Raw genomic sequence first — 23,910 nt, 5'->3', positions numbered from 1 at the left:
TTGGCGTGTCCCGGCGTTCCTCGCGCCTAATACTGTAGTATCTCCAACAAAATAAAGGTAATTACTCCCCGCCCTCTCCGATGCCCGGAGAGTCGCGGGAGTTGTTGTCCATAAACCGCCTCATCTCCAGTTCGCGCAGTTCGTGCCGCTTGATCTTGCCGGAGATGGTCTTCGGGAGCGACTCGACGAACTCGATCAGGCGCGGATACTTGTAGGGCGCCGTCACGCGCTTGACCTGCTTCTGGATCTCCTTGACGAGCGACTCCGTGGGCCGGTACCCGGGCTTCAAGACGATGAAGGCCTTGACGACCAGCCCGCGGAGCACGTCGGGCGACCCGACGACCGCCGCCTCCTGGACAGCCGGGTGTTCCATGAGGGCGCTCTCGACCTCGAACGGTCCGATCCGGTAGCCGGAGGACTTGATGACGTCGTCGTCGCGCCCGATGAACCAGAAGTAGCCGTCCTCGTCCACGTAGGCCTTGTCGCCGGTGAAGTAGAATCCATTCGAGAAGACCTTGTGGTTCTCGTCGCCGTTGTTCAGGTACCCGGAGAAGAGCCCGACCGGCCGGGGATCAACCCTGATCGCGATCCGCCCTTCCTCCCCGACGCCCACCGGGTTGCCGTCGTCGTCGAGGAGTTCGATCTGCCAGCCCGGCATCGGCCTTCCCATTGAGCCGGGTTTGGTCTTCATGCCGGGAAGCGTCCCGATGCAGAGCACCGTCTCGGTCTGGCCGTAGCCCTCGTAGATCGTCCGCCCGGTTCCCTCCTCCCATGCCCGGATCACCTCGGGGTTGAGGGCTTCGCCGGCGCTGCAGCAGTGCCGCATGTCGGCGAGATCGAACTTGTCGAGGTCAGCGAGGATCAGCATCCGGTAGATGGTAGGGGGGCAGCAGAACGTCGTGACCCCGTACTTCTCCAGCAGGGGGAGGATCTCGGTGGCGTGGAACCGGCCCCGGATGTCGTAGACGAAGATGCAGGCGCCGACGATCCACTGGCCGAAGAGTTTCCCCCACGCGCTCTTTCCCCAGCCGGTATCGGAGATCGTGAGATGCAGGTCGTTCGGGTGCAGGTCGTGCCACAACTGCGCGGTGACGAGGTGCCCGAGCGGGTAGGAGTGGGCGTGAACCACCATCTTCGGCTCGCCGGTGGTGCCGGAGGTGAAGAAGATCAGCAGCGGGTCGGTCGCTTTCGTCCGGTGCATGCCGGGGAGGTTCACCAGTTTGTGCGAGCAGGGCGCGGGGTAGTCGAGCTCGACGGGGTAGCTGACCCACCCGTCCCGCACGCCGTCGGTCATGAGCCGGACGGCGAGCGTGGGGCACTCTTCGCGGATCTCCTCGACCTTATCGGCGTGCTCGGCCATGGTGATGATCATCCTGATATCGGCCGCCTGGATGCGGTATTTCAGGTCTTTCGGGGTCAGCATCGTCGTCGCGGGGCAGTAGACCGCGCCGAGTTTGATCAGGGCGATGGTGAAGATCCACCATTCGGGTGTCCGGGGGAGCATCAGCATGACCCGGTCGCCCTTCTTGATCCCGTACTTCAGGCAGATGTTGACGGCCTGATTCGAGAGGCGCATGAGGTCGAAGAACGTGTACTTCTTCTCGTTTCCCTTCTGGTCAACCCAGATCATTGCCAGCTTGTTCCGGTCTTTCTTCGCCCATGCGTCGATCACGTCGAAGCCGAAGTTATAGTATTCAGGGACGTCTATCTTGAACCTGGCGCATAGGTCGTCGTAGGACGGTGGTTTTTGCTCTTCATCTGCCATAACGCGATCCGTTAAAAGTTGCGCGTTTATGGTTTAAAGCATTCACGAAGTTGAAACGGCCTCCGTATCCGGAATAGGCATAAAGATTACCCATTAGTATTATGGTTCAAAAAATGATACTCATATCGATGGCTGAGAAGGGATACGAGTCACTGAAAATTGAGAACATCGTTGCCTCTGGGGTGATTGCCGACGCGATCGACCTCGAAAACGTATCAGATAAAATAAAAAACTGCGAACTGAATACGAAGAGGTTCCCCGGGGCGGTTTACCGCATCGAAAATCCAAAGATCGCATCCCTGATATTTTCCTCGGGAAAAGTGGTGCTCACCGGTATCAGGAAGAAATCCGACCTCCGCCCGGGCCTGGAGATTATTATGCAGTCGCTCCGGGATGCCGGCGTCGAGACTTACGATGTGCCGCAGGTTGCGATCACGAATATGGTCTGCTCGTACGACATGGGCAGGTACATCAACCTGAACAAGGTGGTCATCACCCTCAACCTCGAGAACATCGAGTATGAACCCGAGCAGTTCCCGGGGCTCGTCTACCGCATCGACGATCCGAAGATCGTCGCCCTTCTCTTCAGTTCCGGCAAGATCATCCTGACCGGCGGGAAAAATATCGAGGATATCAAGAGAGGGCTTGATTTCCTGGAGCAGCGGCTCGAAAATATTATGTAACTTTTTTCTGTCACATTCTTTTTATCAGGAGAAGAGCGGCAGGAGCCTCCGTTCTTTTTTTGCGGTTGCGGTCTGGTTGCCGGGAGAGCCTGCCCGCATGTGCCGGCGGAGTATCCTGACCTGAAGTGGATCTCTTCGGTGGCCGCATCGAGGGGACTTGTGCCGTCAAGTGTGCGCCGTCGATCCTACACAAGAGTGCTGTTCTTGCACGCAATTCACATGCACGGCTTCCGTGTGGGCATCGCCATTGGGGGTGGGGCTGACGGGGAGGGGGGCACGCCCCCCTCCCCTGTCTCCACTCGTAACCTGATCTCTGCAACCCCCACCCCACCCGGCCTTCGGCCTCCTCCCCCGCCCCAAGGGGCGGGGGCAGTCATGGCGATACACCCACGGTCCACTAGCTATGCCGCCTTCCAGCCACAGACTATACTCAGCCCACCGATAAGGTGCGCCTCACGTCCAACATCCCCGTGATCCCCCTTTACCAGTATCTGTGCGTCTTCACATAGTTCCGCTCGGCCTTCAAGATCTCCCGGTAGAAGGCGTCCCCCTCGGAGAGGGTCGCGAGAATCCGTGAGGCCACATCCGGGCCGACACCTTTGGCCGCGAGGGCGGTCACCGCTTTCTTCCCGCTGGAGAGGACGATGTTTGCGTTCCGGAGGAACCGGATCTCGATCGCCCGCTCCTCCTCGGACTTGTTCTTCTTCTTCACCGCCGGGATCAGGTCTTCGTCCCAGGGTTTCAGCGCCGCGACGAGGCGGGCGCTGCAGAGGGGGCACTGCGGCCTATCGGGGACACGTTCGACGACCGTCCGGCTCTTCCACTTCCGGCAGTTCATGCAGAAGAGGACGACGTCTTCCTTCTCGAGGCGGCGCATGAGCGTCCCGATAACCGCCTGGTCGACCATCGGCGGCGGGATCATGTCCCGCGAGGACGAGAGCACGTCGCTCCCGAGCGGGCTCAGCCGTCCCGTGGCGACGGCGATGCGGCCGTCATGGACGGCGGTGAGGATCTCCTGCGCCGCGTCCGTGTCCATGGAGGTGCTGAAGAGCTCGCGGTAGGCCTCGGCCGCGATGACCGTGCCGTCGAAGAGGTCGATGAGCCGGTGGATGCTGAACCGCTCGTAGTCGGCGTCGGCGTCGATGGCGCCGAACTTCTTCGCCACCTGCACGAGTTTCCACTTGAAGAGCGCCGTCCGTTTCAGGGCGAGTCTCAGGATCCCGGGGAGGTGTTCGGGTTCGAGCGCCGCAAGGGTCTCCTGTACCTCGAGCGAGCGGACTTCCGGCGGCAGGCGCAGGAGGAACCGGTAGGCCCCGACCTCGATCCCGACGGTCGTCCCGTAGCGGGCGGAGAGGAGGACCGAGAGCGCCCGGGCCAGCGCCTCGTTCGCCTTGTGCCCGCCGCAGACGTTGCAGACCACGCCTTCGTCCGCGTTCTCGAGGGTGATGAGGGTGTCCGAGGGGACGGGGTAGCGTCCCTCGTCCATCCGGCCGATGAACCGCTCTGCGTAGGCGATCGCCGCCGGGATATCGGAGTAGCGGCCGAACGCCCGGGTCCTCCTGAGCGCCCCGACCTCCCGGGCGACGGGGAACGGCACCGGGATCTGCTCGCCTTCCCAGGACGGGACCTCTCCTTTTGCCTTCGTGGCCGGCTCGACCGTGATCCTCGTGCCCTCGATCTCGAGCACGCGCCAGAGCTGGCCCTTCGTGATGAAGACCGCGCCGGTGTGCATCCACCCGAGGACAAACGACTCGTCGAGCGTCCCGACGGTGCGGCGCGAGACGATATCGAAGATCTCCATCTTCCTCTCGTCGTGGATCATCGAGAGGTTCTCGATGAGGTAGCGCCGCGCCCGGCCCGTCCGGACGATCCGGGTCCCGTCAAGCCGGATCAGCCGGTGCTCGGCCATCTGGCGGCAGACGTCGTCGAGGAGCGACCCGGAGCCGGTAAAGACGTTCGACCGCTCGATCATCTCGCGGACGCGGGAGACCTCGATCTCGCCATACTCGACCGCGATCGCCGCAACCTGGTTCGCGAGGACGTCGGCGGCGCCGGCGGGCGGGACGATCCGTTCGCACTCGTTCGCCTTCGCCCTCCGCGCGATCACGAGCGACTCCAACAGGTCGTCAAACCCCGTCGCGAGGACGGTTCCGCGCGATACGGCGTCGAGACGGTGGCCGGCCCGGCCGACCCGCTGCACCAGGCGCGAGACCTGCCGGGGGGAGCCGAACTGGACGACGTGCTCGATGTGCCCGATGTCGATCCCGAGTTCCATCGAGGACGTGGCGATCAGCGTCCGGACCTCGCCCTTCCGAAACCGGTCCTCGGCATCGACCCTGACGTCCCGCGAGAGCGAACCGTGGTGAACCTCGACGTCCCCGCGGGAGTAGAGGTGGTGGCCGAGCGCCTCGGCGGTCACCCGGGTGTTGACGAAGACGAGGGTGGAACCGGGGGAGTCCAGGCACTTCCCGACGGCACGCGCCTGGGCGCCGAAGTCTTCCCCGGCGAACCGGACGCCGATATCGAGGCTGCTCGCGACCGGCACCTCGACGAGCGAGAACGGTCTCGCTCCGCAGAGGAACCGGCCGATATCGCCGGGGTTCCCGACGGTCGCCGAGAGGCCGATCCGCTGGAACTCTCCCGCGTATTCGGCAAGGCGTTCAATCGCCACCGCGAGCTGCGCTCCCCGCTTGCTGTCGGCGAGCTCGTGGATCTCGTCGATGACGACGTATCTCACGTTCTTGAGGTGCTCCCTGAGGCGTTTGCCCATGAAGAGCGCCTGCAGCGACTCCGGGGTGGTGATGAGCAGGTCGGGGGGGTTGAGCGCCTGCTTCCGCCGCTCGTTCTGCGGCGTGTCCCCGTGCCGGACACCGACCGAGAGACCGAGCTCCCGGCACCACCACTCCATCCGGTTGAGGATATCCCGGTTCAGGGACCGGAGGGGGGTGATGTAGAGCGCCTTGAACCCCGCGCCGACGGTTTCGAGGAGCCGGTCGAAGACCGGGAGCATCGCGCTCTCGGTCTTTCCCGTGCCGGTCGGTGCCACCAGGACCAGGTTCTCTCCCGCAAGAAGCCGCGGGATGGCCTGCTCCTGCGCTGCCGAGAACCCGGTGAACCCGCGCCTCCAAACAACCTCCTGCACCCGCGGGTCGAGGAGGTCAGCGGTCGTCTGCGGGGCAGAGCGTGGCCGGGGAGCCGACGTACGTACCATCTGCCAAGAACACCTCCGCTGAATTTGGGTCTATGCACCGGGAGAGGGGGCCGAGCCCGCTCTCCCGCAATCTCCCGACGTCGATGCCGCCCGCGAACTCGTTGAAGGCCGGGACGAAGAGGAGCCGGGTGCGCTCCCCGGACGGCTCTTCGACCGTCGAGTAGAGGTAGGCCGGCCGGGCGCGTGCGGCGCACCCGACGGTATCGACGAGCGAGACGACCGGGTGGTGGTGGCCGACGACGACGAGGTGGCCGGGGAGTTCGGGGGCGGGATGGGTGTGGCCGTGGAGGTAGCCGACGCTGTCGATGAGCGTGCCGTCGGCGGGCAGGAGTTCCCCGGGCTCGAGGAACCGCCCGATACCCCCGTCGTGGTTGCCCGGGGCGACGGCGATCGGCACCCACTCCCGGAACGACTGGAGGACGCCGGGGAGTTCCCGGTACTCCTGTCTGCTCGTTGTCGGGACGTTGTGCTTGACGTCCCCGAGGAGGAGGAGGAGGTCGGGCTGTGTCTCTTCGATGCAGGCGATCACCCGGTCGGCCCGGGCGGCGCTCCGGCTCGCGATATGGACGCCGTGACGTTCGAGGCCCGATTCGATGCCCATGTGCAGGTCGGCGACGACCAGCACCCGCCGGTCGCTCTCGACCAGGAGGGCAGGGCCGTTCTCGATGAAATGAAGGTGCATTATCGTGTCAGATCAGTTTTATCATGCCCGATGCGGGCTGGTAGCACTCCCCTGCGGCGAGGAGTTCCTCGAGCGCGGTGCGTGCCTCCCGGGCGGAGAGGCCCGAGCGCACCCCGGCGGCGACGGCGTCTTCGAACTCGACACCCCGGGCGCCGCCCTCTCCCTCAAGGGCGTCAAGGAGGAGGTCGCGGGCGACGAGGGGCGCGATCTCGCCGACGGCGATCTCCGGGCGGACGGTTGCAAGGGCTGTACGCACCACCGCGGCCATCCCGCGGATATCCTCGTCCGTGGTCGCGTAGAGGCGGCGGGCGGTCGCGGCCCGTTCGTCGCCGCCTTCCTGGAGCGCTTCGAGGCGGTCGAGCGTCGCGCCGGCGGTCGCAAGCACCCAGAGGTCGCGGGCGGTGCGGTTCACCACAGAGAGCGCTTCGGCCTCCACCGTCGCGCATGCCCTCTCACCGGATCCGGTCAGCGTTGCCCGACCGGTGACGGCGACGAACGCAGGCGGCTCGATGTAGCCGAGCGTCTCGACCGCGTCCGGGCTCTGCCAGTCGACCGAGACCTGGAACGCGCCGGTGGGATCGGCAAGCCGGGCCTGCATGACGTCGCCGCTCCCCCTCTTCTCGGTGAGGGCACCGATGATGAAGAGGCGGCGACACCAGGCACCAGTGGGCGTCACCACGTACAGGCCGCCCCGGCCGTCGCCGGCGTCCGCCGTGTGCCGCGCGGCGGAGAAGTCCTGCGCAAATACCCGTTCTGCCGGTTCCATAAATCCGTCCGTTCGAGGAAGGGGGTGCGGATATGCCGGGGTGGGAGAACCTGCCGGATCTCCACGCGAACTCCCGGTATTTCCATAACGATTCCGTACTCATCTGTTCACCCTCAACCCTCTAAAAAGGATCACCGGAACGGATGACGATCCTTTTACGATGGACGAGCACCAACACCTATGCAAATGGACGGCAACCACACCATCTGGATAGAGAAGTATCGGCCCAGAAGACTCGACGAGATGGTCGGACAGAAGGAGATCGTGGTGCGCCTCCAGTCCTACGTGAAGACCGGCAACCTGCCGCACCTCCTCTTCACGGGCACCGCGGGGATCGGCAAGACCACCGCCGCCGTGGCGCTCGCCCGGGAGTTCTTCGGCGATTCCTGGCAGACGAACTTCCGCGAGATGAACGCCTCCGACGAGCGCGGCATCGATGTTGTCAGAAACCAGATCAAGGAGTTCGCCCGGACGTCGCCGCTTGCCGGGGCGACGTTCAAGATCCTCTTCCTCGACGAAGCGGATGCGCTGACGACGGACGCGCAGGCAGCCCTTCGGCGGACGATGGAGACCTACGCCCGAACCTGCCGGTTCATCCTCTCGTGCAACTACTCCTCGAAGATCATCGACCCTATCCAGAGCCGGTGCGCCATCTACCGGTTCAGGCCGCTTGATAGAGAGGCGGTCATCGAGGAGACCCGGAGGATCGCCGCGGCCGAAGGTCTCACGGTCACGGAGGGTGCGCTCGACGCCATCGTCTACGTCGCCTCGGGGGATATGAGGAAGGCGATCAACGCCCTGCAGGGCGCCGCCATCCTCCGGACGGATATCGACGAGGAGACGGTCTACGAGATCACCGCGACCGCCCGCCCGGAAGAGATCGACGAACTCCTCGACCTCTCGATAGCGGGGAAGTTCGACGAGGCGGAGCAGGCGCTCATCGAACTGACCCGCGTCCGGGGCATCGCCCCGAACGAGCTGATCAACCAGTGCTACCGTGCGCTGGTCAAACGCGATATCGACCGGACGCTCAAAGTGAAACTGATCGACGCCCTCGGCGAGACCGATTTCCGCCTCTCGGAAGGGGCGAGCAGCGATATCCAGATGGAGGCGCTGCTCGCACGGTTCGTCCTCGCCGCAGAGCAGCACCGCTGAGGATTCTGTCTTGACCGAAGAGATAACCGTCGAAGTTACCGACAACGTCGGTGAGTGGACGAAGTTCCTGAAGAAGCAGTACAAGCGCGAGCTTGCCGAACTCTCCCGCGAGTACCCCCACAAGCACTCGCTCCTCATCGATTACCGCAAGATCCTGAATAACAAACTCGCGTTCGAACTTCTGAGGAGCCCCGGAAAGGTTCTCGGAGATATCCGGGACGCGATCGTCCAGAACAAACTTCTCAAACTGAAGGACGGCCAGGACCCGGATCTCATCAATATCCGGTTCACGAACCTGCCGCAGAAGACCGACGTCCGCGACATCCGGGCCGACCAGATCAACACTTTCGTCGCCCTCGAGGGAATTCTCCGAAAGACCACCGAGGTGCGCCCCCGGATCGTCAGCGCGGTCTTCCGGTGCCGCACCTGCGGCAAGAACACCGACCCGGTTCCGCAGGGTTACGGGCGGTTCGACGAGCCCGATTTCTGCCCGAACTGCGAGAGGAAGACCCGTCTCGACCTGGTGATGAACCGGTGCCGGTTCGTCGACGCCCAGAAACTCCGGATCCAGGAGTCCCCGGAAGGCCTCCGGGGCGGCGAGCAGCCCCAGACGCTCGATATCGACGTCACCGACGACCTGACCGGCATGGTCTCGCCGGGCGACCGGGTGGTGCTGAACGGCATCCTCCGGTCGGTGCAGAGGGTCAACTACGGCCAGAAGAGCACGCTCTTTGACATCTATCTCGAGTGCAACTCCATCGAGGTCGCCGAGAAGGAGTTCGAGGAGGTCTCGATCTCCGAGGAGGACGAGGCGAATATCATGGCGCTCGCCCGCGACCCCATGGTCTACAAGAAGATCGCCCGGTCGATCGCGCCGACGATCTACGGTACCGACGACGTGAAGGAGGCGATCGCGCTCCAGCTCTTCGGCGGTATCGCGAAGGATATGCCGGACGGCTCCCGTCTCCGCGGCGACGTTCACGTCCTGCTGGTCGGCGACCCGGGTATCGCAAAGAGTCAGATCCTGCGGTACGTCGTGAAACTCTCGCCCCGCGGGATCTACACGAGCGGCAAGTCGTCGACATCCGCCGGTCTGACGGCGACGGCGGTCAAGGACGAGTTCGGCGACGGGCGGTGGACGCTCGAGGCCGGTGCGCTGGTTCTCGCGGATATGGGGATCGCCGCCGTCGATGAGATGGACAAGATGCAGAAAGAGGACCGGAGCGCGCTGCACGAGGCGATGGAACAGCAGTGCTACGACGACGAGACCGAGGTCCTCACGGAGAGCGGGTGGAAACTCTTCCGCGACGTGACCGCGGGCGACCGTGTCGCGACGCTCTCTGCCGACGGCAGGCTCGAGTACGCACCCCCGTCCAACTTCGTGGCATCGGAGTATGACGGAGAGATGTACTACGTCAAGTCGCGGCAGGTCGACCTCGCGGTCACGCCGAACCACCGGATGTACGTCAACCTGAACCGGCGTGCCGACGAGTGGGAGGGGTTCCGGCTCGTCCGCATGGACGAACTTCCCATCCACAAGCGGATGCGGTTCAAGAAGAACGCCGCATGGACAGGGGAGCGGCAGGAGACCTACGTGATCCCGCCCGTCGTCAAGTTCGCGAACCAGAACGCCGAAGGGAAACTCACCGAGCCCATCACGGTCGGGATGGACGACTGGCTTGAGTTCCTGGGCTACTTCCTCTCCGAGGGCTCGGTTCAGCGGCACCATCAGACCGGGGTTCCTTATCGCGTGATCATATCGCAGACGAACCCGGAGTCTGCCGAAACGATCCGGCGGTGCCTTGAGCGACTGCCGTTTAACTTCTCCTACGACGGCAAGAACTTCTCGATCAACGCAAAGCAACTCGCGGAGCACCTTGCACCGTTCGGCAAGTGCCACGAGAAGCACGTCCCCGACTACGCGAAGAGCCTCCCGCCGGAGCAGATCGAGATACTCCTCGATGCGCTCATGCTCGGGGACGGTTACGTCAATAAGACGACCGGGGTCTCGATATACACCACCTCGTCGAGGAGACTGGCCGACGACGTCACCGAGCTCCTGCTGAAGAAGGGATGGTCAGGGAACGTCTACCTCAGGCGGGAGGCAGGAACCGTCGCCGCAAACCCGCGGGGCGGGACCTCGACGGCGACCCACGACATCTTCCAGGTGACCTTCATCCGCGACGGTCAGAACGAGCCGAACATCAACACAAATGGAAAGGAGCATATCGAGAAGCGGCCGTATAAGGGCACGATCTACTGCCTCGAGGTCCCAAACCACATCCTCTACGTCCGGCGGAACGGCATCCCGGTCTGGTGCGGCAACTCGATCTCGGTCGCAAAAGCCGGCATCACCGCGACCCTGAAGTCCCGGTGCGCCCTCCTCGGCGCGGCGAACCCGAAACTCGGGCGGTTCGACCAGTTCGTCCCGATCGGCGAGCAGATCAACATGCCGCCGTCGCTCCTCTCCCGGTTCGACCTCATCTTCGTGATGACCGATCAGCCGGAGGTTCAACGGGACGGGGCGATTGCGCAGCACATCATCAAGACCCACAGCGTGGGCGAGTTGATCAAGCAGCACGCGTACGAACCGCTGCCGGACGTCGACGACAAATTTATCGAGCAGGCGCTTGCGCCGGTCATTCCCGACATCGACCCGAAGCTCTTACGGAAGTACATCGCCTACGCGAAACGGACGTGCTTCCCCATCCTCTCCGACGGGGCGAAGGAGGCGCTGATCGCCTACTACATGCGCCTCAGAAACCTCGCGAGCGGGAACAAGCCCGTCCCGGTCACCGCACGGCAGCTCGAGGCGCTGGTGCGGCTTGCAGAGGCGAGCGCACGGATGCGGCTCTCGAACACCGTCGATACGGAGGATACCGACCGGATCCTGAAGATCGTGGACGCCTGTCTTCGGCAGGTCGCCTACGACGCCGAGAGCGGGAGTTTCGACATCGACAAGCTCGTGACCGGGGTCACGAAGTCGCAGCGCGACATCATCCGGTCGGTGAAGGAGGCGATCCGGAACGTCTCGGGTGACTCCGGCGGCCAGGCACGGGTCGACGAGGTTATCGAGATCCTGGTGCAGCAGGGCTTCTCCCGCGACAAGATCGAGCACACCCTCGAGCAGCTGAAACGGGGCGGCGAGGTGCTCGAGCCCCGGCACGGGCTGGTGAAGCTGATCGGGTAGGAGGAGCGCCTCCTCCCCCGGCACTCCGGGCTCTTCCTTCCCGTCCTACGCCACCCCCCGGCTCTATTCTTCCAGCGAGCGTTTCGTTCCGCTTCCTTTTGCAGCAGTGCCCCGGACGCGTAGAGCAACGGGACAGAATTTATAAATAACCTCACGTTCAGGTTCCTGTATGACGGAGCCGGGCCCGGATAAATACGATCGAGAGTTAGGGGCCATATTTGGGGTTCTGTTAGTGATCATCTGGATTGCTCTGCTGTTTCTCATCGGACAGGCTCTCTTCCCACGCCAGGTATTCACGCAAAATCCGTTCAGGGCCTGGTTTACCCTGGGTCTCATCCCGTTCGTCGCATATGCCGGTAACTACCTGCTCTACACTCGAAAACTGGGCGGAATCGAGACCGTTCGCAGCGTGATCTGGCTTAAGAGCAACTTCCTGGGTTTTCTGCTGTGGTTCGCCGTTCTCGGGGTTCTGTATCTCGCTGGCTACGCCATCCCTTATCAGACCAACGGGGTGGGGGGTCTTCTTACGATTCTCGTTCTGTACCTGGCGTGGGACTGGAGCGTAATGCGGAGAAAGCCTCGGGTGGACGCGGAGCAGGGGTGATTCCGTCAGATGAGGATATCGTTCTCTACGGATCACATTTCCCCGAACTCTGCTCGTCTGTGCCGGGATAAGCGGCTTTTTGAAGGCTGGTCCCTATCATGGGAGGAAAGCGCATGAAGATCCGTAATATCGCGATAGGACTCTTTTTTATTCTCCTCACCGCGGGGTGCATCGAGCCCGTGGCCACCGATCCCGCAGGGGTTACGCCGCCACCCATAATGGACGCCACAACCGAACTCCCCCCCGATAATGCACCATCACTCCGGGATTCAGCCTTCATCAGGATCGAGGAATGGGAGGACCCCGCCGAGTACACGGGTTTCCCCCCGCCGTCATACATCCCCGGGGAGTATACTCTCTACGGCCTCCTGATAGCCACTGTCTGGAACGAGACCTGCAGCCACTACACAACGGTCGGCGAGACTCTGCGCTACGCACGCAACGATACAATGCAGAACGCATCGTGGACTACCGATATGACGCTGCTCGAAATCACCTGGAGCAGATACGGGTACAACCCCTGCGCAATAGATCAGATCGTTGACAGAGAACCAAAACCCGTTGATATCAGGGGGTATACGGGGCGGATCTACGAGACCGAAGAGGAACGGCTGATCGCCTGGACGGCGGCCGGGAACGCTACATACTACGTGCGCGGGTCGCTTGACCGCAACGAATTGATCCGGGTGGCGCGGTCGATCGCCTGTTAATCGGTGGATATCACAGAGAGGAAACAAATCGTGCCGCCCGAACACCGGAGAAGAGGGTAACATGGAATGACCACAGAAACAGAGAAAAAGCCGGACAGGATCGTGGGCGTTCTGGGCGCGCTCTTCGGCTTATTCCTGTATTACGTCTGGATCGCCGTGCTCATGGCGATCCTCTTCACGTTCTTCGCGGAACCGAACGCCATGGGAGCATTCATAGTCGAATTCTCGCAGATGGTGCAGGTCTGGCTCAGTGCAGGAATGCTGCCGGTCTTCATCACCCTCGGCTACCACCTGTTTGCCCGCGATACGATGCCTGAAGCGGAACGCCTTTTGGGCAGGGCAGGGCTTGCGGCCTCGGCCTCGGGTTTCCTCCTGTGGCTCCTCGTGCTGGCGGCTCTGGAGGTTTCCGGGGTTGCCGTGGAGTATCCCTATTACGTCGCCGGGGGCTACGTCTTCATGCTGATTCTCGGAGTGTTCTTCTGGAAAACCTGGAGCCGGGGAGTGTGAACCCGGCAACAGGAAGAAGCACTATCAATACCGAAAACGAAAGATGAATCAACAACCTTCGCCGGTGGAGAAGCCGGGCTAAAGTATATCGCCAAACGAGTTGAATATCACACTGATCGCCTCTACTCTGATTACATGCAGGAGAGATAAGTGTCCATGAAAACCTTGAAAATCATCGTCGAGAAGCATCCTGACGGCTATGTCGCCTACCCCCTGGGTCTGAAGGGTGTCGTCGTTGCAGAGGGGGATACCTACGAAGAGGCGCTTGCCGAGGTGAAATCCGCCATACAGTTTCACATAGAGACCTTCGGGAACGATGCGTTCGAGAACAACGACATCATGGAGACCTTCGTCGCCGAAGTCGCTGTATAGATGAAGTTCCCGCACGATGCGCCCCAGCGGAAGGTGCTGAAAACGCTGGAGGCGCTCGGTTTTCAGATCGTCAGGACGGGCAACCCTATCGCGCTTATCCGCAGCAATCCGGACGGCACAACGACGCCGCTCACGATGCCGAATCACCCCAAAATCAAAGGCCCGACCCTCCGAACCATCTGCACGCAGGCAGGTATCTCTCGAGAAGAGTTCTTGCGTGTTTATGAGCGCGTGTAAAACAGAACCCCTTCTTTCTCACCCCCTCCGGGGGGGCGCACCTTCTTACTCCCATACCCACAAACCTACTAACCATGATCACCGACCGCGAGAGAGCGGCCTTCGAAGCCGGGATCAAGCTCGGCGCCCTCTACCACCAGTTCGTCGGGACGCCGATCGCCCGCGAGACGGCCGCCGCCGTCGAGACCGCCATCGAGCAGGCCGTCGGCCTGCAGCCCTATGTGACGAACATCACCGTCCGGCTGAACCGCGAGATGATGGTCTCGAACCGGTTCGGCTACTCGGAACTTGCCGGGAAGATGTTCGACGCCGCTATCACGACCGAGGTCGGGACGACCGTCTGCCGCGCCCGGCTGCACCTCGAGGACGACTACCCCATGATGGAGATCGTCGAGTTCCATGAAACTCCCCGCGATACCGATCACTGACGACCATATCCACATCGACCCGGCAAACGGCCGGGGCGTCGAGGCCGCAAAGGACTTTCGCCGCAGCGGGGGGACGCACATCTTCCTGGTCGCGAAACCCTCCTGGTCGCTTGGAGTCGAACCCTCGTCGGGCGAGGATTACCGGGAGGTCTTCGACGCCACGCTCCGGGTGGCGGAGATGGTCCGCGAGACCGGGCTCGTCGTCTACCCGGTCCTCGGCGTCCACCCCGCGGAGATAGGCCGGCTTACGGCGCGGATGAGCCTTGAAGCGGCCGCCGGCGTGATGATGGCCGGGCTCGACCTCGCCGCCCGCTACGTCGAGGGCGGACAGGCCGTCGCCCTCAAGAGCGGCCGGCCCCACTACGAGGTCGCGCCGGAGGTGCTTGCCGCCTCGAACGCGGTCCTCTTCCACGCGCTCGAACTTGCCGCCGACTGCAGCTGTGCCGTCCAGCTCCACGCCGAGAGCGGGCCCTGCACCGACGTCGTCGATATGGCACAGCGGGCCGGCATCCCGGTCGAGCGGGTCGTCAAACACTTCGCGACACCCGACACCCCGCTCATGCCCTCATTCATCGCGCGGCACGAGGAGATCCCCGCGCTCGCCCGGTCGGGCCGGCGGTTCACCATGGAGAGCGATTACATGGACGAGAACTCCCGGCCCGGCGCGGTCATCGGGCCGAAGTCGGTGCCGCGGTTCACGCGCCGGTACCTCGAAGAAGGGCTGATCACCGAAGAGGACGCCTGGCGCATCCATCGAGAGACCCCGTCGCGCACCTACGGCGTGGATATCGCGCTTCCTTAACGGAACTGCGCACCTTTTTGACGACTCCCGTCAAACGGTATGTGATGTACCTGAAAGTGCACCGCATACCGGGCGCCGGTGAAGTGGTGGCTGCCTGCGACGCCGAACTCATGGACGTCACCCTGATGCACGGAGACGTCGAGGTCTGCATCACCGGGGGTTTTTACGGCACCGAGCGCGCCGGCGAAGAGGACGTCCGGGGAGCGCTCGCGGGCGCGGAGAACGCCAATATCATCGGCAAGCGCGTTGTAGCCCTCGCCGTTGCCATGGGACTCGTCGCCGAGAACGAGTGTATCATGATCGGCGACGTGCCCCACGTCCAGATATTCAGGATCTGATCCATGACCATCCAGACGAGCATCTGCCCCCGCTGCGGGAAACCGAGCGAGGAAGGAGTCTGCCCGGAGTGCCGGGCCGCGGACGTGCGGCTGCTGACCTGCGAGCCGTACGTGACCGCTATCTACTGTCCGGTCTGCGAGTCGCAGAAACGCGGCAAGACCTGGTCTGACCTGCAGATGCCGCGGGAAGACCAGATCACCGAGCTGGCGGTCTCGGCGGTCAGCATCCACGAGGATGCGAAGGATATCCGGGTCACCGTCCGTTCGGAAGAGATCGCGACGAACAGGACAGCCTGCACCGTCGAGGTGGAGGCGACCATTTACGGTGTCCCGGTCAGGGGAACCTGCGGAACCGAGATCCGCTGGCAGAGGGAGTCCTGCGACCGGTGCAGCCGCATCTCCGGAGGTTACTACGAGGGTATCGTCCAGGTGCGGGCGACCAATAGAAAGATCAACGCCTACGAGCGCGAGGTCGCCACGAGCCTTGCACAGCAGGCCGAAGAGTCGCTCCAGCAGGGGGGCGACCGTTTCTCCTTCATATCGGATCTCGATGAGACGAAGGACGGCGTCGATATCACCGTCGGGACGCAGCACCTCGGCCAGGAGATATCGAGGGCGATCACGGGGGCGCTCGGCGGGCGGTTCACGACCCACCCGAAGCTGGTCGGCGAGAAAGACGGAAAAGCGCTCTACCGGATCACCTACTCTCTCCGGCTGCCGTTCTACCAGAAAGGCGACGTGGTGGTCTCCCATGGCAACTACTTCGAGGTGCGCGATATCGACGGGCACCGTCTCCGGGTCTTCGATCTCACGGCCGGCGTTGCCCGGACGCTTACCGAGGGCGAGATCGAGCGCCGTTTAGGGAACGTCCGCGAGGCCGAGTCCGCGCTCGTCGTCTTCACGCAACCGGGCGTCGTGGGGCTGATGGACCCGAAGACCTACCAGACGCGGGAACTCAATATGGTCTCGTGGACGTTCCCGGTAGAGGGGGAGCCGATCCGGGTGCTCCGCGACGAGGAGCAGGACCGGCTGGTCATCGTCGGGTGAGTCCTGGCATGCGTGCGCGGAAGGTGCCGGCGGCCGCCCTCGCCGATATCGCGGACGAAGAGTGGGTGGATACCTCCCGACGGCCGTATATCGAGGGCGGCGTCGCCTGGGTTCCGGTCAGGGAGGGCTATTCTGCCGATACGGATCTTCCCGAGCGGGAGACCTACCGCGGCCGCGGCTACCATCTCGTCGGCGACGTCGCGATTCTCCACGGCGACGCGCCGACGGATGAGGAACTTGCCGCGATCGTGGAGCAGTGCCGTCCCCGGGGCGTCGTCCGGGTGAAGGGGTTTATCGACGCGATGCGCATCCCGGAGGCCGAGATCCTCTACGGCACCGCCGGCGAGGTGCGGCACCGCGAGCAGGGCTACACGTTCTTCCTCGACCCGACAAGGGTGATGTTCGCGCAGGGAAACCGCAACGAGAAGGCGAAGATCGCCGCCCTCGTCCGGCCCGGCGAGCGGGCCGCGGATATGTTCGCCGGGATCGGCTACTTCACCATACCTGCTGCCATGAGCGGTGCACGGGTCCACGCGATGGAGATCAACCCAATAGCCTTTGAATACCTGCAACGTAACATTATGGCAAACCACGTTGCAGACCGGGCCACGGGAGAACTCGGCGACTGCCGGGACCTCCTCTCCGGGGTCTACGATCGGGTTCTGATGGGGCATTTCGACGCGCCTTCGATGCTCGCCGACGCCCTCGCCCACGTCCGGGAGGGGAGCGTGCTCCACGTCCACAGTATCGGGGACGCGGGCGAGACGATCCAAAAAGAGGTTGCGGGCGCTGGATTTTCGGCAACGGTGATCTCGCGCCGGGTGAAGAAATACGGCCCGCACGCGTGGCATATGGTGCAGGATGTGACGATATCGTGAAGATGCTTTCGGGAAAGACGGTGGTGCTTGCCGTGACGGGGAGCATTGCGGCCGTCGAGACGGTGAAACTCGCCCATGCCCTGCGCCGCCGGGGCGCGACGGTGCAGGCGGTGATGACGGAGGCGGCAGCGGGGATAATCCACCCCGACGCCCTGACCTACGCGACGGGGCGGCCGGCGATCAGCCGGATCACCGGCCTGGTGGAGCACGTCCTCTACTGCGGGGAGGGCGGGGAGGCCGACCTCCTGCTCGTCGCGCCCGCTACGGCAAACACCATCGGTAAGATCGCCTGCGGGATCGACGATACAACGGTCACGACCTTCGCGACGACGGCGCTCGGCCGGGGGATGCCGGTGGTGGTCGTCCCGGCGATGCACGAGAGCATGTACCGCCACCCGGGGGTCGCGGAGAACCTCGGACGGCTCCGCTCCTGGGGCATCGACGTCATCGACCCCCGGATCGAGGAGGAGAAGGCGAAGATCGCCGATACCGATACGATCGTCCTCCACGCGGAGCGTGCGGTCTCGGGCCGGCCGCTCGCGGGGAAACGGGTGCTGATCACGAGCGGGGCGTGCGCGGAACCCCTCGACGACGTCCGGGTTCTCACCACCCGGTCGACCGGGCGGATGGGGAGGGCGCTCGCGCTCGAGGCCTTCCGGCTCGGGGCGGACGTGACGGTGGTGCACGCGGGGTCGATCCCCTGCGTCAAAAACATCCGTGCCACGACCGCGGCCGAAATGCGGGATGCGGTCATTTCGGTCTGCCGCGACGAGGGGGTCGACATCTACGTCAGCGCGGCCGCGATATCGGACTTTGCCCCCGAACGGCACGAGGGGAAGATCCCGAGCGGTTCGCCGCTGACCGTCCGGCTCGACCCCCTCCCGAAGGTGATCGGCGCGGTGGCGGCGGCATGCAGTCCCGTGACGGTGGCGTTCAAACTGGGCTGGGACGAGGAGGAGCGGGCGCGAGCGATGCTTGAAGAGGGCGCAAGCGTTGTCGTCGTGAACGCTCCCCCGACGATGGGCGCGGCCGAAGGATCGTTCCGGATCATGACCGCCGGCGGGACGCGCGACGTCTCCGGGAGCAAAGAGGAGGTCGCCAGGGCGATATGGTCCGAACTGCTGTAGCCTTCTCCCCCGGACACATCTCCGGCTACTTCCGGCGCGTCGAAGGAATCGGGCCGGAAGATACCGGGAGCGTCGGGGCCGGCGTGGTCATCAGTGAAGGGGTGCGCTCGACGGTCGAGAAGGCCCCGGAGACGAGCGTCCGGGTCGTCCGGCAGGGTCACGCGAGCGCCGGGTCGCCGCCGATCGAGTACGCCCTCGAACGGCTGGGGGTCACGGCCCGCGTCACGACGGAATGCCGGCTCCCCATCGGCGCCGGGTTCGGGCTCTCGGCGGCGGCGCTTCTTGCGACGCTCACGGCGGTGAACCATCTCTTCGATCTCGATCTTTCCGCGGACGACGTGTCCGCACGGGCGCATGAGGCCGAGGTTCTCCACCGCACCGGACTCGGGGACGTCGCCGCGAGCATCTCCGGCGGGGTCGTCTGCCGGAAGGGAGCGGGGATTCACGCGGATATCACCCGCATCTATCCGGAAGAGCCCCTCTACGCCGTGAGCCTCGGGGCGCTCCCGACCGCCTCGGTTCTCTCGTCGGCGGAGGCGATGGCACGGATAGCCGACGCGTTCCCGGACCGCTGCCCCCGCGACCTCCCCGACTTCTGCCTCCTCTCGCGGGGGTTCGCCGAGAAGAGCGGGCTCATCGCACCGGAGGTGCGGCAGGTGCTCGTTGCCTGCGACGCCGAGAGGGTCCCGGCGAGCATGACGATGCTTGGAAACGGCGTCTTTGCCGCAGGAGATGGGGCGGAGCAGGTGCTCTCTTTGTTCGGGGAGGTCTACCGTCTCCGCGTCGCCCGCCGCGGCGCATACCTGATCGAGGTGAAACCATGATTCCAAAAGACCATCCACGCTACCGATCCCTTGTCGCCCGCGAACAGCTGGCCCGGTGCGCACGCGAGGGTATCGTCGCACCGGAAGGGCTCGCCGCCCATGGGCGCGGAGAAGCGTTCGACTACCTGATCGGCGAGAAGACGACCGAGAGCGCCGCCCTCGCCGAGCGGACGGCTGCGGCGATGCTGCTCTCCGCCCGGCACGCGGTGATATCGGTGAACGGCAACACCGCGGCGCTTGCGGCGGCGGAGATCGCAGCGCTCCAGCGGGCGAGCGGCGCGGACGTCGAGGTGAACCTCTTCCACCGGACGGAGGAGCGGATCGAGCGGATCAACCGGCTTCTTACGGAGCACGGCGTCCGCGTTCTTTCGGGTACGCCGGAGCGGATCGTCCCGCTCTCCCACGACCGGGCGCTCTCGCTGCCGGAGGGGATCGGGGACGCCGACGTGGTGCTGGTGCCGCTCGAGGACGGGGACCGGTGCGCCGCGCTCCGCGAGATGGGCAAAGCGGTCATCACCGTCGACCTAAACCCGCTCTCCCGGACAGCCCGCACGGCGAGCCTCACGATCGTCGACGAGGTGACGCGCGCCATTCCGGCCATCGCCGCGGCGTGTGCCTCCCTCGAGCCTGACGAGGCCGAGCGACTGGTCGCCTCACTGGACAATGCCTATCTCCTTCGGGCGGCAATAGATGAGATGAGAGAGAGACTGGCCCATGCTCTGGAGTGAGGTCTACCGCCCGGCGCGGTGCGACGATATCATCGGACAGGACGAGGTCGTTCGCCATTTAACGGCGTTTTCGGACTCCGGCAGCGTGCCCCACATGCTCATCTCCGGCCCGCACGGCACCGGGAAGACCGCGGCCGTCGAGTGCCTCGCAAAAAGGCTCTACGGCGAGAACTGGAAGGCGAACACGACCGTCTTCAGCGCGACCGACCTTCTCGGGCGGGGGAGGAGCGCGCTCGAGACGGACGAGCGGTTCAGCATGATCTACCGCAAAGACCGGAGCCTGATCGTCAACTTCAAGCAGATCGTGAAGTGGTACGCCTCGATGCGCCCGCTCGACGCCGACTTCAAGCTGATGGTCTTCGAGGACGCGCACGGCCTGACGTTCGAGGCGCAGCAGGCCCTGCGCCGGACGATGGAGCGCTACAGCGCCACCTGCCGGTTCATCTTCGTCACCGTCCGCCCCTCGGCGATCATCCCCGCCATCGCGTCGCGCTGCCTGCCGCTCTTCTTCGCCCCGGTCGAGAGCAGTCTCGTCCTGACCCGGCTCGAGGAGATCCTGGCCGCGGAAGGGGCGGCGGTTCCGGCCGACGACATCGACCTGATCGTGTATGCCGCGCAGGGAGACCTGCGGCGTGCGATCATGTACCTGCAGATCGCCGCAAGAGCGGAGCAGGAGTTCGATCTTGCGGAGATCTCGCGCTCCGAGACCACAAACGTCGCTACGTCGGCGTTCGTCGCCCTCCGGGACGGCAACTTCGACGCCGCCCGCCGGATCGCCGAGTCGCTGATGATCGAGTACGGACTCTCGGCGCGGGAGGTCGTCGGCGAACTCCGGCAGGTGGCCCGGCGCGAGTACAACCACCCGGCCCTTGCCGTCGCGCTCGCCGACGCGGATCTCCGGCTCTCCCACAACGCAAACGATTTTGTGCAGATCAATGCACTACTTGCCCGGATAGCCCGGGAGGTGTTCAGTGAAGAAAGTACAGCAACATTATGACGAGGTCGCGGATATCTACGACGAGCGCTACGACGGTAGCCGCGGGAAGTATTACCACGGGCACATCTCCGAACACGTGATGAGCGAACTCCCGAAGGGGGGGTTCCTCCTCGACGTCGGGTGCGGAACCGGGCTCTTCGTGCAGCGCTACGTCGCGGAAGGCGGCCGGGCCTTCGGGCTCGATATCAGCCCGGGGATGGTTCGGCACGGGCGGCAGCGGTGCCCGGAGAGCGGGTTCTGCGTCGGTACGGCAGACGTCCTCCCGTTCAAGGACGGCACTTTCGACGCCCTCGCGAGCCTGCTCGCCTTCAGTTACGTCCCCAACCCGGAGGGGATGCTCCGGGAGTGCTACCGGGTCTTGAAGCCCGGCGGCCGGATCGCGATCTGCACCTTATCAAGGACGGTCTTCACGAGCATCGTCCCTATCGCCTACCAGGTGGGGGAGAAGGTCGGCCTGAAGAAGGTGGGCGTCGGGCACTTCGACGAGCACTACTACACCAATGCCGAGATCGCGGGGCTCTTCCGCGAGGCCGGCTTTACGGACGTCTCGGTCGGCCGGTGCTCGTTTGCGCACCTGAACCTCGCCGATCCGGTCTTCAACCTCGCACGGAAGGTGGAGCCGATCGTCGAGGAGAAACTGCCGTACCTGGCGTATAACGTCTGCGCGGCGGGGAAGAAACCAGAGAGTTAAGTCACGTCTGTGAGGGGACGCACGGGCCGTTCCCTGCTCTCACTCGACCCGGCCGCATGAGGAGGCTTCTTTTTTGCGATGTGGGGATAACGGAATAGTTATATCCCGTCTTTCCGAACTACTCCCCTATGGAGCCGGCCGATATCATCCTGACGAAGGATACGTTCGAGGTTCTCGCATCCGAAACCCGGCTTGATATTTTAAAGGCTCTGCATATACGCAGGATGACGATCACGGAACTTGCGGCCGACCTCAACCTGGCAAAATCCACGGTTCATCACCACCTGCAGAGACTGGCCGACGCCGGTTTTGTCGCCGCAGGCGACGACGGACACGCCTGGGTGTACTACGCGCTCACGCCGGAGGGGCTGGCCCTCCTGCAGCCGCACGGCGGTGCCCGGATCCGGATAATCCTGGCTGCGGGACTGGCAAGCCTCGCCGGAGGGGTCTGTGCCCTCGCGGCCTTCCTGACCGCGCCGGTCCGGGAAGGGCCGATCTCTCCGAGACCAATAGGCGGCGGCGGCCTCCCGGTCACGGAGGGGCCTCCCGTGGAACTGCTCGTTGCCGGGATCGCGCTCGCGGTGATCGGGGGGGTCCTCATGGCGTATGCCTGCGTCCGGTGGCGGGAGATGCGTGCAGCGACGCAGTCTCCCAATCCTGCGGGTGGGGAAGCCACGCGACTGATATAGTTTTTGAACCCGTTCGACCGGGATCGAACGCTTTCGCCGATATTATCGTCTTCCTGCAGAAAGACTCCGTGTGGATGCCCGGAAGTTACCCGGTTCGCGGATCACCGGCCACCTCGATGCCATCCACGGGAGAGAACGATGAAAAGACTATTGATCTCTGGAATAGGCATCCTGGTTCTGGCGCTCATTCTTGCAGGACTGGCTGTCTGCGGGACCGCACCTCTGAACACGACCTCGGTCTCCGGTGAATCCGTAGCCGACGATAGTGTGGCGGCCGGCAACAACCGGTTCGCGGTCGACCTCTACCGCCACCTCGCGGCCGAGCCGGCGCATGCGGGAGACAACCTCTTCTTCTCGCCCTACAGCATCACCTCGGCCCTCGCGATCACCTGCGAGGGCGCCCGCGGCACGACCGCCGACGAGATCCGGTCGGTGCTGCACCTTCCGGAGAACAAGACCCTCCGGAGAGCCGGGTTTGCCTGGCTGGATGCCGGCCTCAATCGGGGGAGCGCCAACTACACCCTCCGCACCGCAAACGCCCTCTGGGCGGAGGAGACCTATTCGTTCCTCCCGGACTACACTGGGATTGCCGAACGCTGGTACGGGGCGAACGTCACGAACTTCGACTTCATCAACGACCCCGAGGGGTCGCGGGAGACGATCAACCGGTGGGTGGAAGAGCAGACCGAGGATAAAATCCGCGACCTTCTCCCAGCCGACTCGATCGACGACCTCACCCGGCTCGTGATCACGAACGCTATCTACTTCAAGGGTACCTGGGTCAAGCAGTTCGATCCCGCCGAGACGACGGAGGAGGCGTTCCGGATCGCTCAGGACGAGACAGTGCAGGTCCAGATGATGCACCGGACGGACGAGGATGCCATATACGGATATACCGAGACGGGGACCCTCCAGGTGCTCAGGATGCCGTATGCGCACGGGAACGGAACGGAACTCTCGATGCTCGTCCTCCTCCCGAAGGAAGACAACCTGACGGCAGCAGAAGAGGTTCTCGACGTCGGGACGCTCACCGGGATCCGGGATTCGCTGACCGACCGGCGCGTCAGGGTCGTCTTCCCGAAGTTCACGCTTGAGACGGAGTACAGTCTCCCGCAGGCGCTCGCAGCGATGGGGATGCCGACGGCGTTCACTGATGCGGCCAACTTCTCGGGGATGGACGGCACGGATATGCTCTTCATCAGCGATGTCGTCCACAAGGCGTTCGTCGACGTGAACGAGGAGGGAACCGAGGCAGCGGCGGCGACCGCCGTCATCATCGCGGGCGGGGGGGCTGTAGGTCCGGAGACCGCACCCGTCTTCCGTGCGGACCACCCGTTTATCTTCCTCATCACTGAGAAGGATTCAGGCGCGATCCTCTTCATGGGGAGGGTCGTCAACCCCGAAGGCACGTGAAGGGGGGAACAAGGGGTCGTTCTTTCCCCCCTTCCGTCGGTTCGTGGGAGGGGGCGCAGGGTGCCC

At 64.1% G+C, this 23,910-nt stretch carries 24 protein-coding genes; 20 read left to right on the top strand and 4 right to left on the bottom strand.

Going from position 1 to position 23,910, the window contains the following annotated elements:
- Positions 1-61: 61 nt before the first annotated feature.
- The gene (locus MCUHO_RS03545) at positions 62-1,765 is read right to left on the bottom strand and encodes an AMP-binding protein (RefSeq protein ID WP_067073433.1); all 1,704 of its coding nucleotides are present in this window, start codon (positions 1,763-1,765) and stop codon (positions 62-64) included.
- 128 nt (positions 1,766-1,893) lie between these two features.
- On the opposite strand from MCUHO_RS03545, the gene MCUHO_RS03540 reads away from it, so the two are divergent.
- Entirely contained in the window at positions 1,894-2,448 is a 555-nt protein-coding gene (locus tag MCUHO_RS03540; protein ID WP_201786416.1) for a TATA-box-binding protein, read from the top strand.
- Between the two features lie 481 nt (positions 2,449-2,929).
- Here the strand turns inward: MCUHO_RS03540 and MCUHO_RS03535 are convergent, their stop codons facing one another.
- From MCUHO_RS03535 to MCUHO_RS03525, 3 genes are read right to left on the bottom strand one after another with little or no spacing between them, the layout of a single operon-like run.
- Positions 2,930-5,659 (bottom strand): DEAD/DEAH box helicase, encoded by a 2,730-nt coding sequence (locus MCUHO_RS03535; RefSeq protein WP_067073429.1) that lies wholly within the window; start codon positions 5,657-5,659, stop codon positions 2,930-2,932.
- Positions 5,607-6,341 carry a metallophosphoesterase gene (locus MCUHO_RS03530; RefSeq protein WP_067073427.1) on the bottom strand — a complete coding sequence of 245 codons (735 nt, stop codon included), beginning with the start codon at positions 6,339-6,341 and terminating at the stop codon, positions 5,607-5,609. The genes MCUHO_RS03535 and MCUHO_RS03530 overlap by 53 nt, the downstream gene beginning before the upstream one ends.
- 7 nt (positions 6,342-6,348) lie before the next feature.
- Complete coding sequence (locus MCUHO_RS03525) at positions 6,349-7,107, bottom strand: hypothetical protein (RefSeq protein WP_067073424.1); 759 nt, start codon at positions 7,105-7,107, stop codon at positions 6,349-6,351.
- Positions 7,108-7,293: 186 nt separating this feature from the next.
- Here MCUHO_RS03525 and MCUHO_RS03520 point away from each other — a divergent pair, with 186 nt between their 5' ends.
- The 19 genes from MCUHO_RS03520 to MCUHO_RS03430 all read left to right on the top strand — a co-directional run bounded on the left by MCUHO_RS03520 (position 7,294) and on the right by MCUHO_RS03430 (position 23,844).
- Positions 7,294-8,262 (top strand): replication factor C small subunit, encoded by a 969-nt coding sequence (locus MCUHO_RS03520; RefSeq protein WP_067073422.1) that lies wholly within the window; start codon positions 7,294-7,296, stop codon positions 8,260-8,262.
- Between the two features lie 10 nt (positions 8,263-8,272).
- A complete protein-coding gene (locus MCUHO_RS03515) occupies positions 8,273-11,452 on the top strand; it encodes an LAGLIDADG family homing endonuclease (RefSeq protein WP_067073419.1) in 3,180 nt (1,059 codons plus the stop codon).
- A gap of 169 nt (positions 11,453-11,621) precedes the next feature.
- Complete coding sequence (locus tag MCUHO_RS03510; RefSeq protein WP_067073416.1) at positions 11,622-12,056, top strand: hypothetical protein; 435 nt, start codon at positions 11,622-11,624, stop codon at positions 12,054-12,056.
- 113 nt (positions 12,057-12,169) lie between these two features.
- Positions 12,170-12,766: a DUF4367 domain-containing protein gene (locus tag MCUHO_RS03505; RefSeq protein WP_161485877.1), complete on the top strand. Its 597-nt coding sequence runs from the start codon at positions 12,170-12,172 to the stop codon at positions 12,764-12,766.
- A gap of 66 nt (positions 12,767-12,832) precedes the next feature.
- Positions 12,833-13,273: a hypothetical protein gene (locus tag MCUHO_RS03500; RefSeq protein ID WP_067073412.1), complete on the top strand. Its 441-nt coding sequence runs from the start codon at positions 12,833-12,835 to the stop codon at positions 13,271-13,273.
- Positions 13,274-13,429: 156 nt separating this feature from the next.
- Positions 13,430-13,645, top strand: a complete 216-nt coding sequence (locus tag MCUHO_RS03495) for a type II toxin-antitoxin system HicB family antitoxin (protein ID WP_048114158.1) — start codon at positions 13,430-13,432, stop codon at positions 13,643-13,645.
- Positions 13,646-13,882: a type II toxin-antitoxin system HicA family toxin gene (locus MCUHO_RS03490; RefSeq protein WP_067073408.1), complete on the top strand. Its 237-nt coding sequence runs from the start codon at positions 13,646-13,648 to the stop codon at positions 13,880-13,882.
- 74 nt (positions 13,883-13,956) lie between these two features.
- Positions 13,957-14,310 (top strand): dihydroneopterin aldolase family protein, encoded by a 354-nt coding sequence (locus MCUHO_RS03485; protein ID WP_067073406.1) that lies wholly within the window; start codon positions 13,957-13,959, stop codon positions 14,308-14,310.
- The gene (locus tag MCUHO_RS03480) at positions 14,282-15,112 is read left to right on the top strand and encodes a TatD family hydrolase (protein WP_067073403.1); all 831 of its coding nucleotides are present in this window, start codon (positions 14,282-14,284) and stop codon (positions 15,110-15,112) included. Before MCUHO_RS03485 ends, MCUHO_RS03480 begins: the two co-directional genes overlap by 29 nt.
- A 44-nt stretch (positions 15,113-15,156) precedes the next feature.
- Positions 15,157-15,450: a DUF424 domain-containing protein gene (locus MCUHO_RS03475; protein ID WP_067073400.1), complete on the top strand. Its 294-nt coding sequence runs from the start codon at positions 15,157-15,159 to the stop codon at positions 15,448-15,450.
- A 3-nt stretch (positions 15,451-15,453) separates the two neighbouring features.
- Positions 15,454-16,497 carry a 60S ribosomal export protein NMD3 gene (locus MCUHO_RS03470; protein ID WP_067073397.1) on the top strand — a complete coding sequence of 348 codons (1,044 nt, stop codon included), beginning with the start codon at positions 15,454-15,456 and terminating at the stop codon, positions 16,495-16,497.
- A gap of 8 nt (positions 16,498-16,505) precedes the next feature.
- The gene (locus MCUHO_RS03465) at positions 16,506-17,375 is read left to right on the top strand and encodes a class I SAM-dependent methyltransferase (protein ID WP_067073395.1); all 870 of its coding nucleotides are present in this window, start codon (positions 16,506-16,508) and stop codon (positions 17,373-17,375) included.
- A complete protein-coding gene (gene coaBC / locus MCUHO_RS03460) occupies positions 17,372-18,502 on the top strand; it encodes a bifunctional phosphopantothenoylcysteine decarboxylase/phosphopantothenate--cysteine ligase CoaBC (protein ID WP_084385903.1) in 1,131 nt (376 codons plus the stop codon). Before MCUHO_RS03465 ends, coaBC begins: the two co-directional genes overlap by 4 nt.
- Positions 18,484-19,326: a pantoate kinase gene (locus MCUHO_RS03455; protein WP_067073389.1), complete on the top strand. Its 843-nt coding sequence runs from the start codon at positions 18,484-18,486 to the stop codon at positions 19,324-19,326. The genes coaBC and MCUHO_RS03455 overlap by 19 nt, the downstream gene beginning before the upstream one ends.
- A complete protein-coding gene (locus tag MCUHO_RS03450; protein WP_067073387.1) occupies positions 19,323-20,054 on the top strand; it encodes a 4-phosphopantoate--beta-alanine ligase in 732 nt (243 codons plus the stop codon). The genes MCUHO_RS03455 and MCUHO_RS03450 overlap by 4 nt, the downstream gene beginning before the upstream one ends.
- Positions 20,041-21,051 (top strand): AAA family ATPase, encoded by a 1,011-nt coding sequence (locus MCUHO_RS03445; protein WP_067073385.1) that lies wholly within the window; start codon positions 20,041-20,043, stop codon positions 21,049-21,051. The genes MCUHO_RS03450 and MCUHO_RS03445 overlap by 14 nt, the downstream gene beginning before the upstream one ends.
- Positions 21,026-21,742 carry a class I SAM-dependent methyltransferase gene (locus MCUHO_RS03440; protein WP_067073383.1) on the top strand — a complete coding sequence of 239 codons (717 nt, stop codon included), beginning with the start codon at positions 21,026-21,028 and terminating at the stop codon, positions 21,740-21,742. Before MCUHO_RS03445 ends, MCUHO_RS03440 begins: the two co-directional genes overlap by 26 nt.
- Positions 21,743-21,870: 128 nt before the next feature.
- Positions 21,871-22,431 (top strand): winged helix-turn-helix domain-containing protein, encoded by a 561-nt coding sequence (locus MCUHO_RS03435; protein ID WP_067073380.1) that lies wholly within the window; start codon positions 21,871-21,873, stop codon positions 22,429-22,431.
- Positions 22,432-22,569: 138 nt separating this feature from the next.
- Complete coding sequence (locus MCUHO_RS03430) at positions 22,570-23,844, top strand: serpin family protein (RefSeq protein WP_067073377.1); 1,275 nt, start codon at positions 22,570-22,572, stop codon at positions 23,842-23,844.
- The last annotated feature ends 66 nt before the right edge of the window (positions 23,845-23,910 follow it).

The organism is Methanoculleus horonobensis, assembly GCF_001602375.1.
Classification (GTDB): domain Archaea; phylum Halobacteriota; class Methanomicrobia; order Methanomicrobiales; family Methanoculleaceae; genus Methanoculleus; species Methanoculleus horonobensis.
The sequence above is the reverse complement of the archived record's forward strand: the minus strand, read 5'-3'. Positions and strand labels throughout refer to the sequence as shown.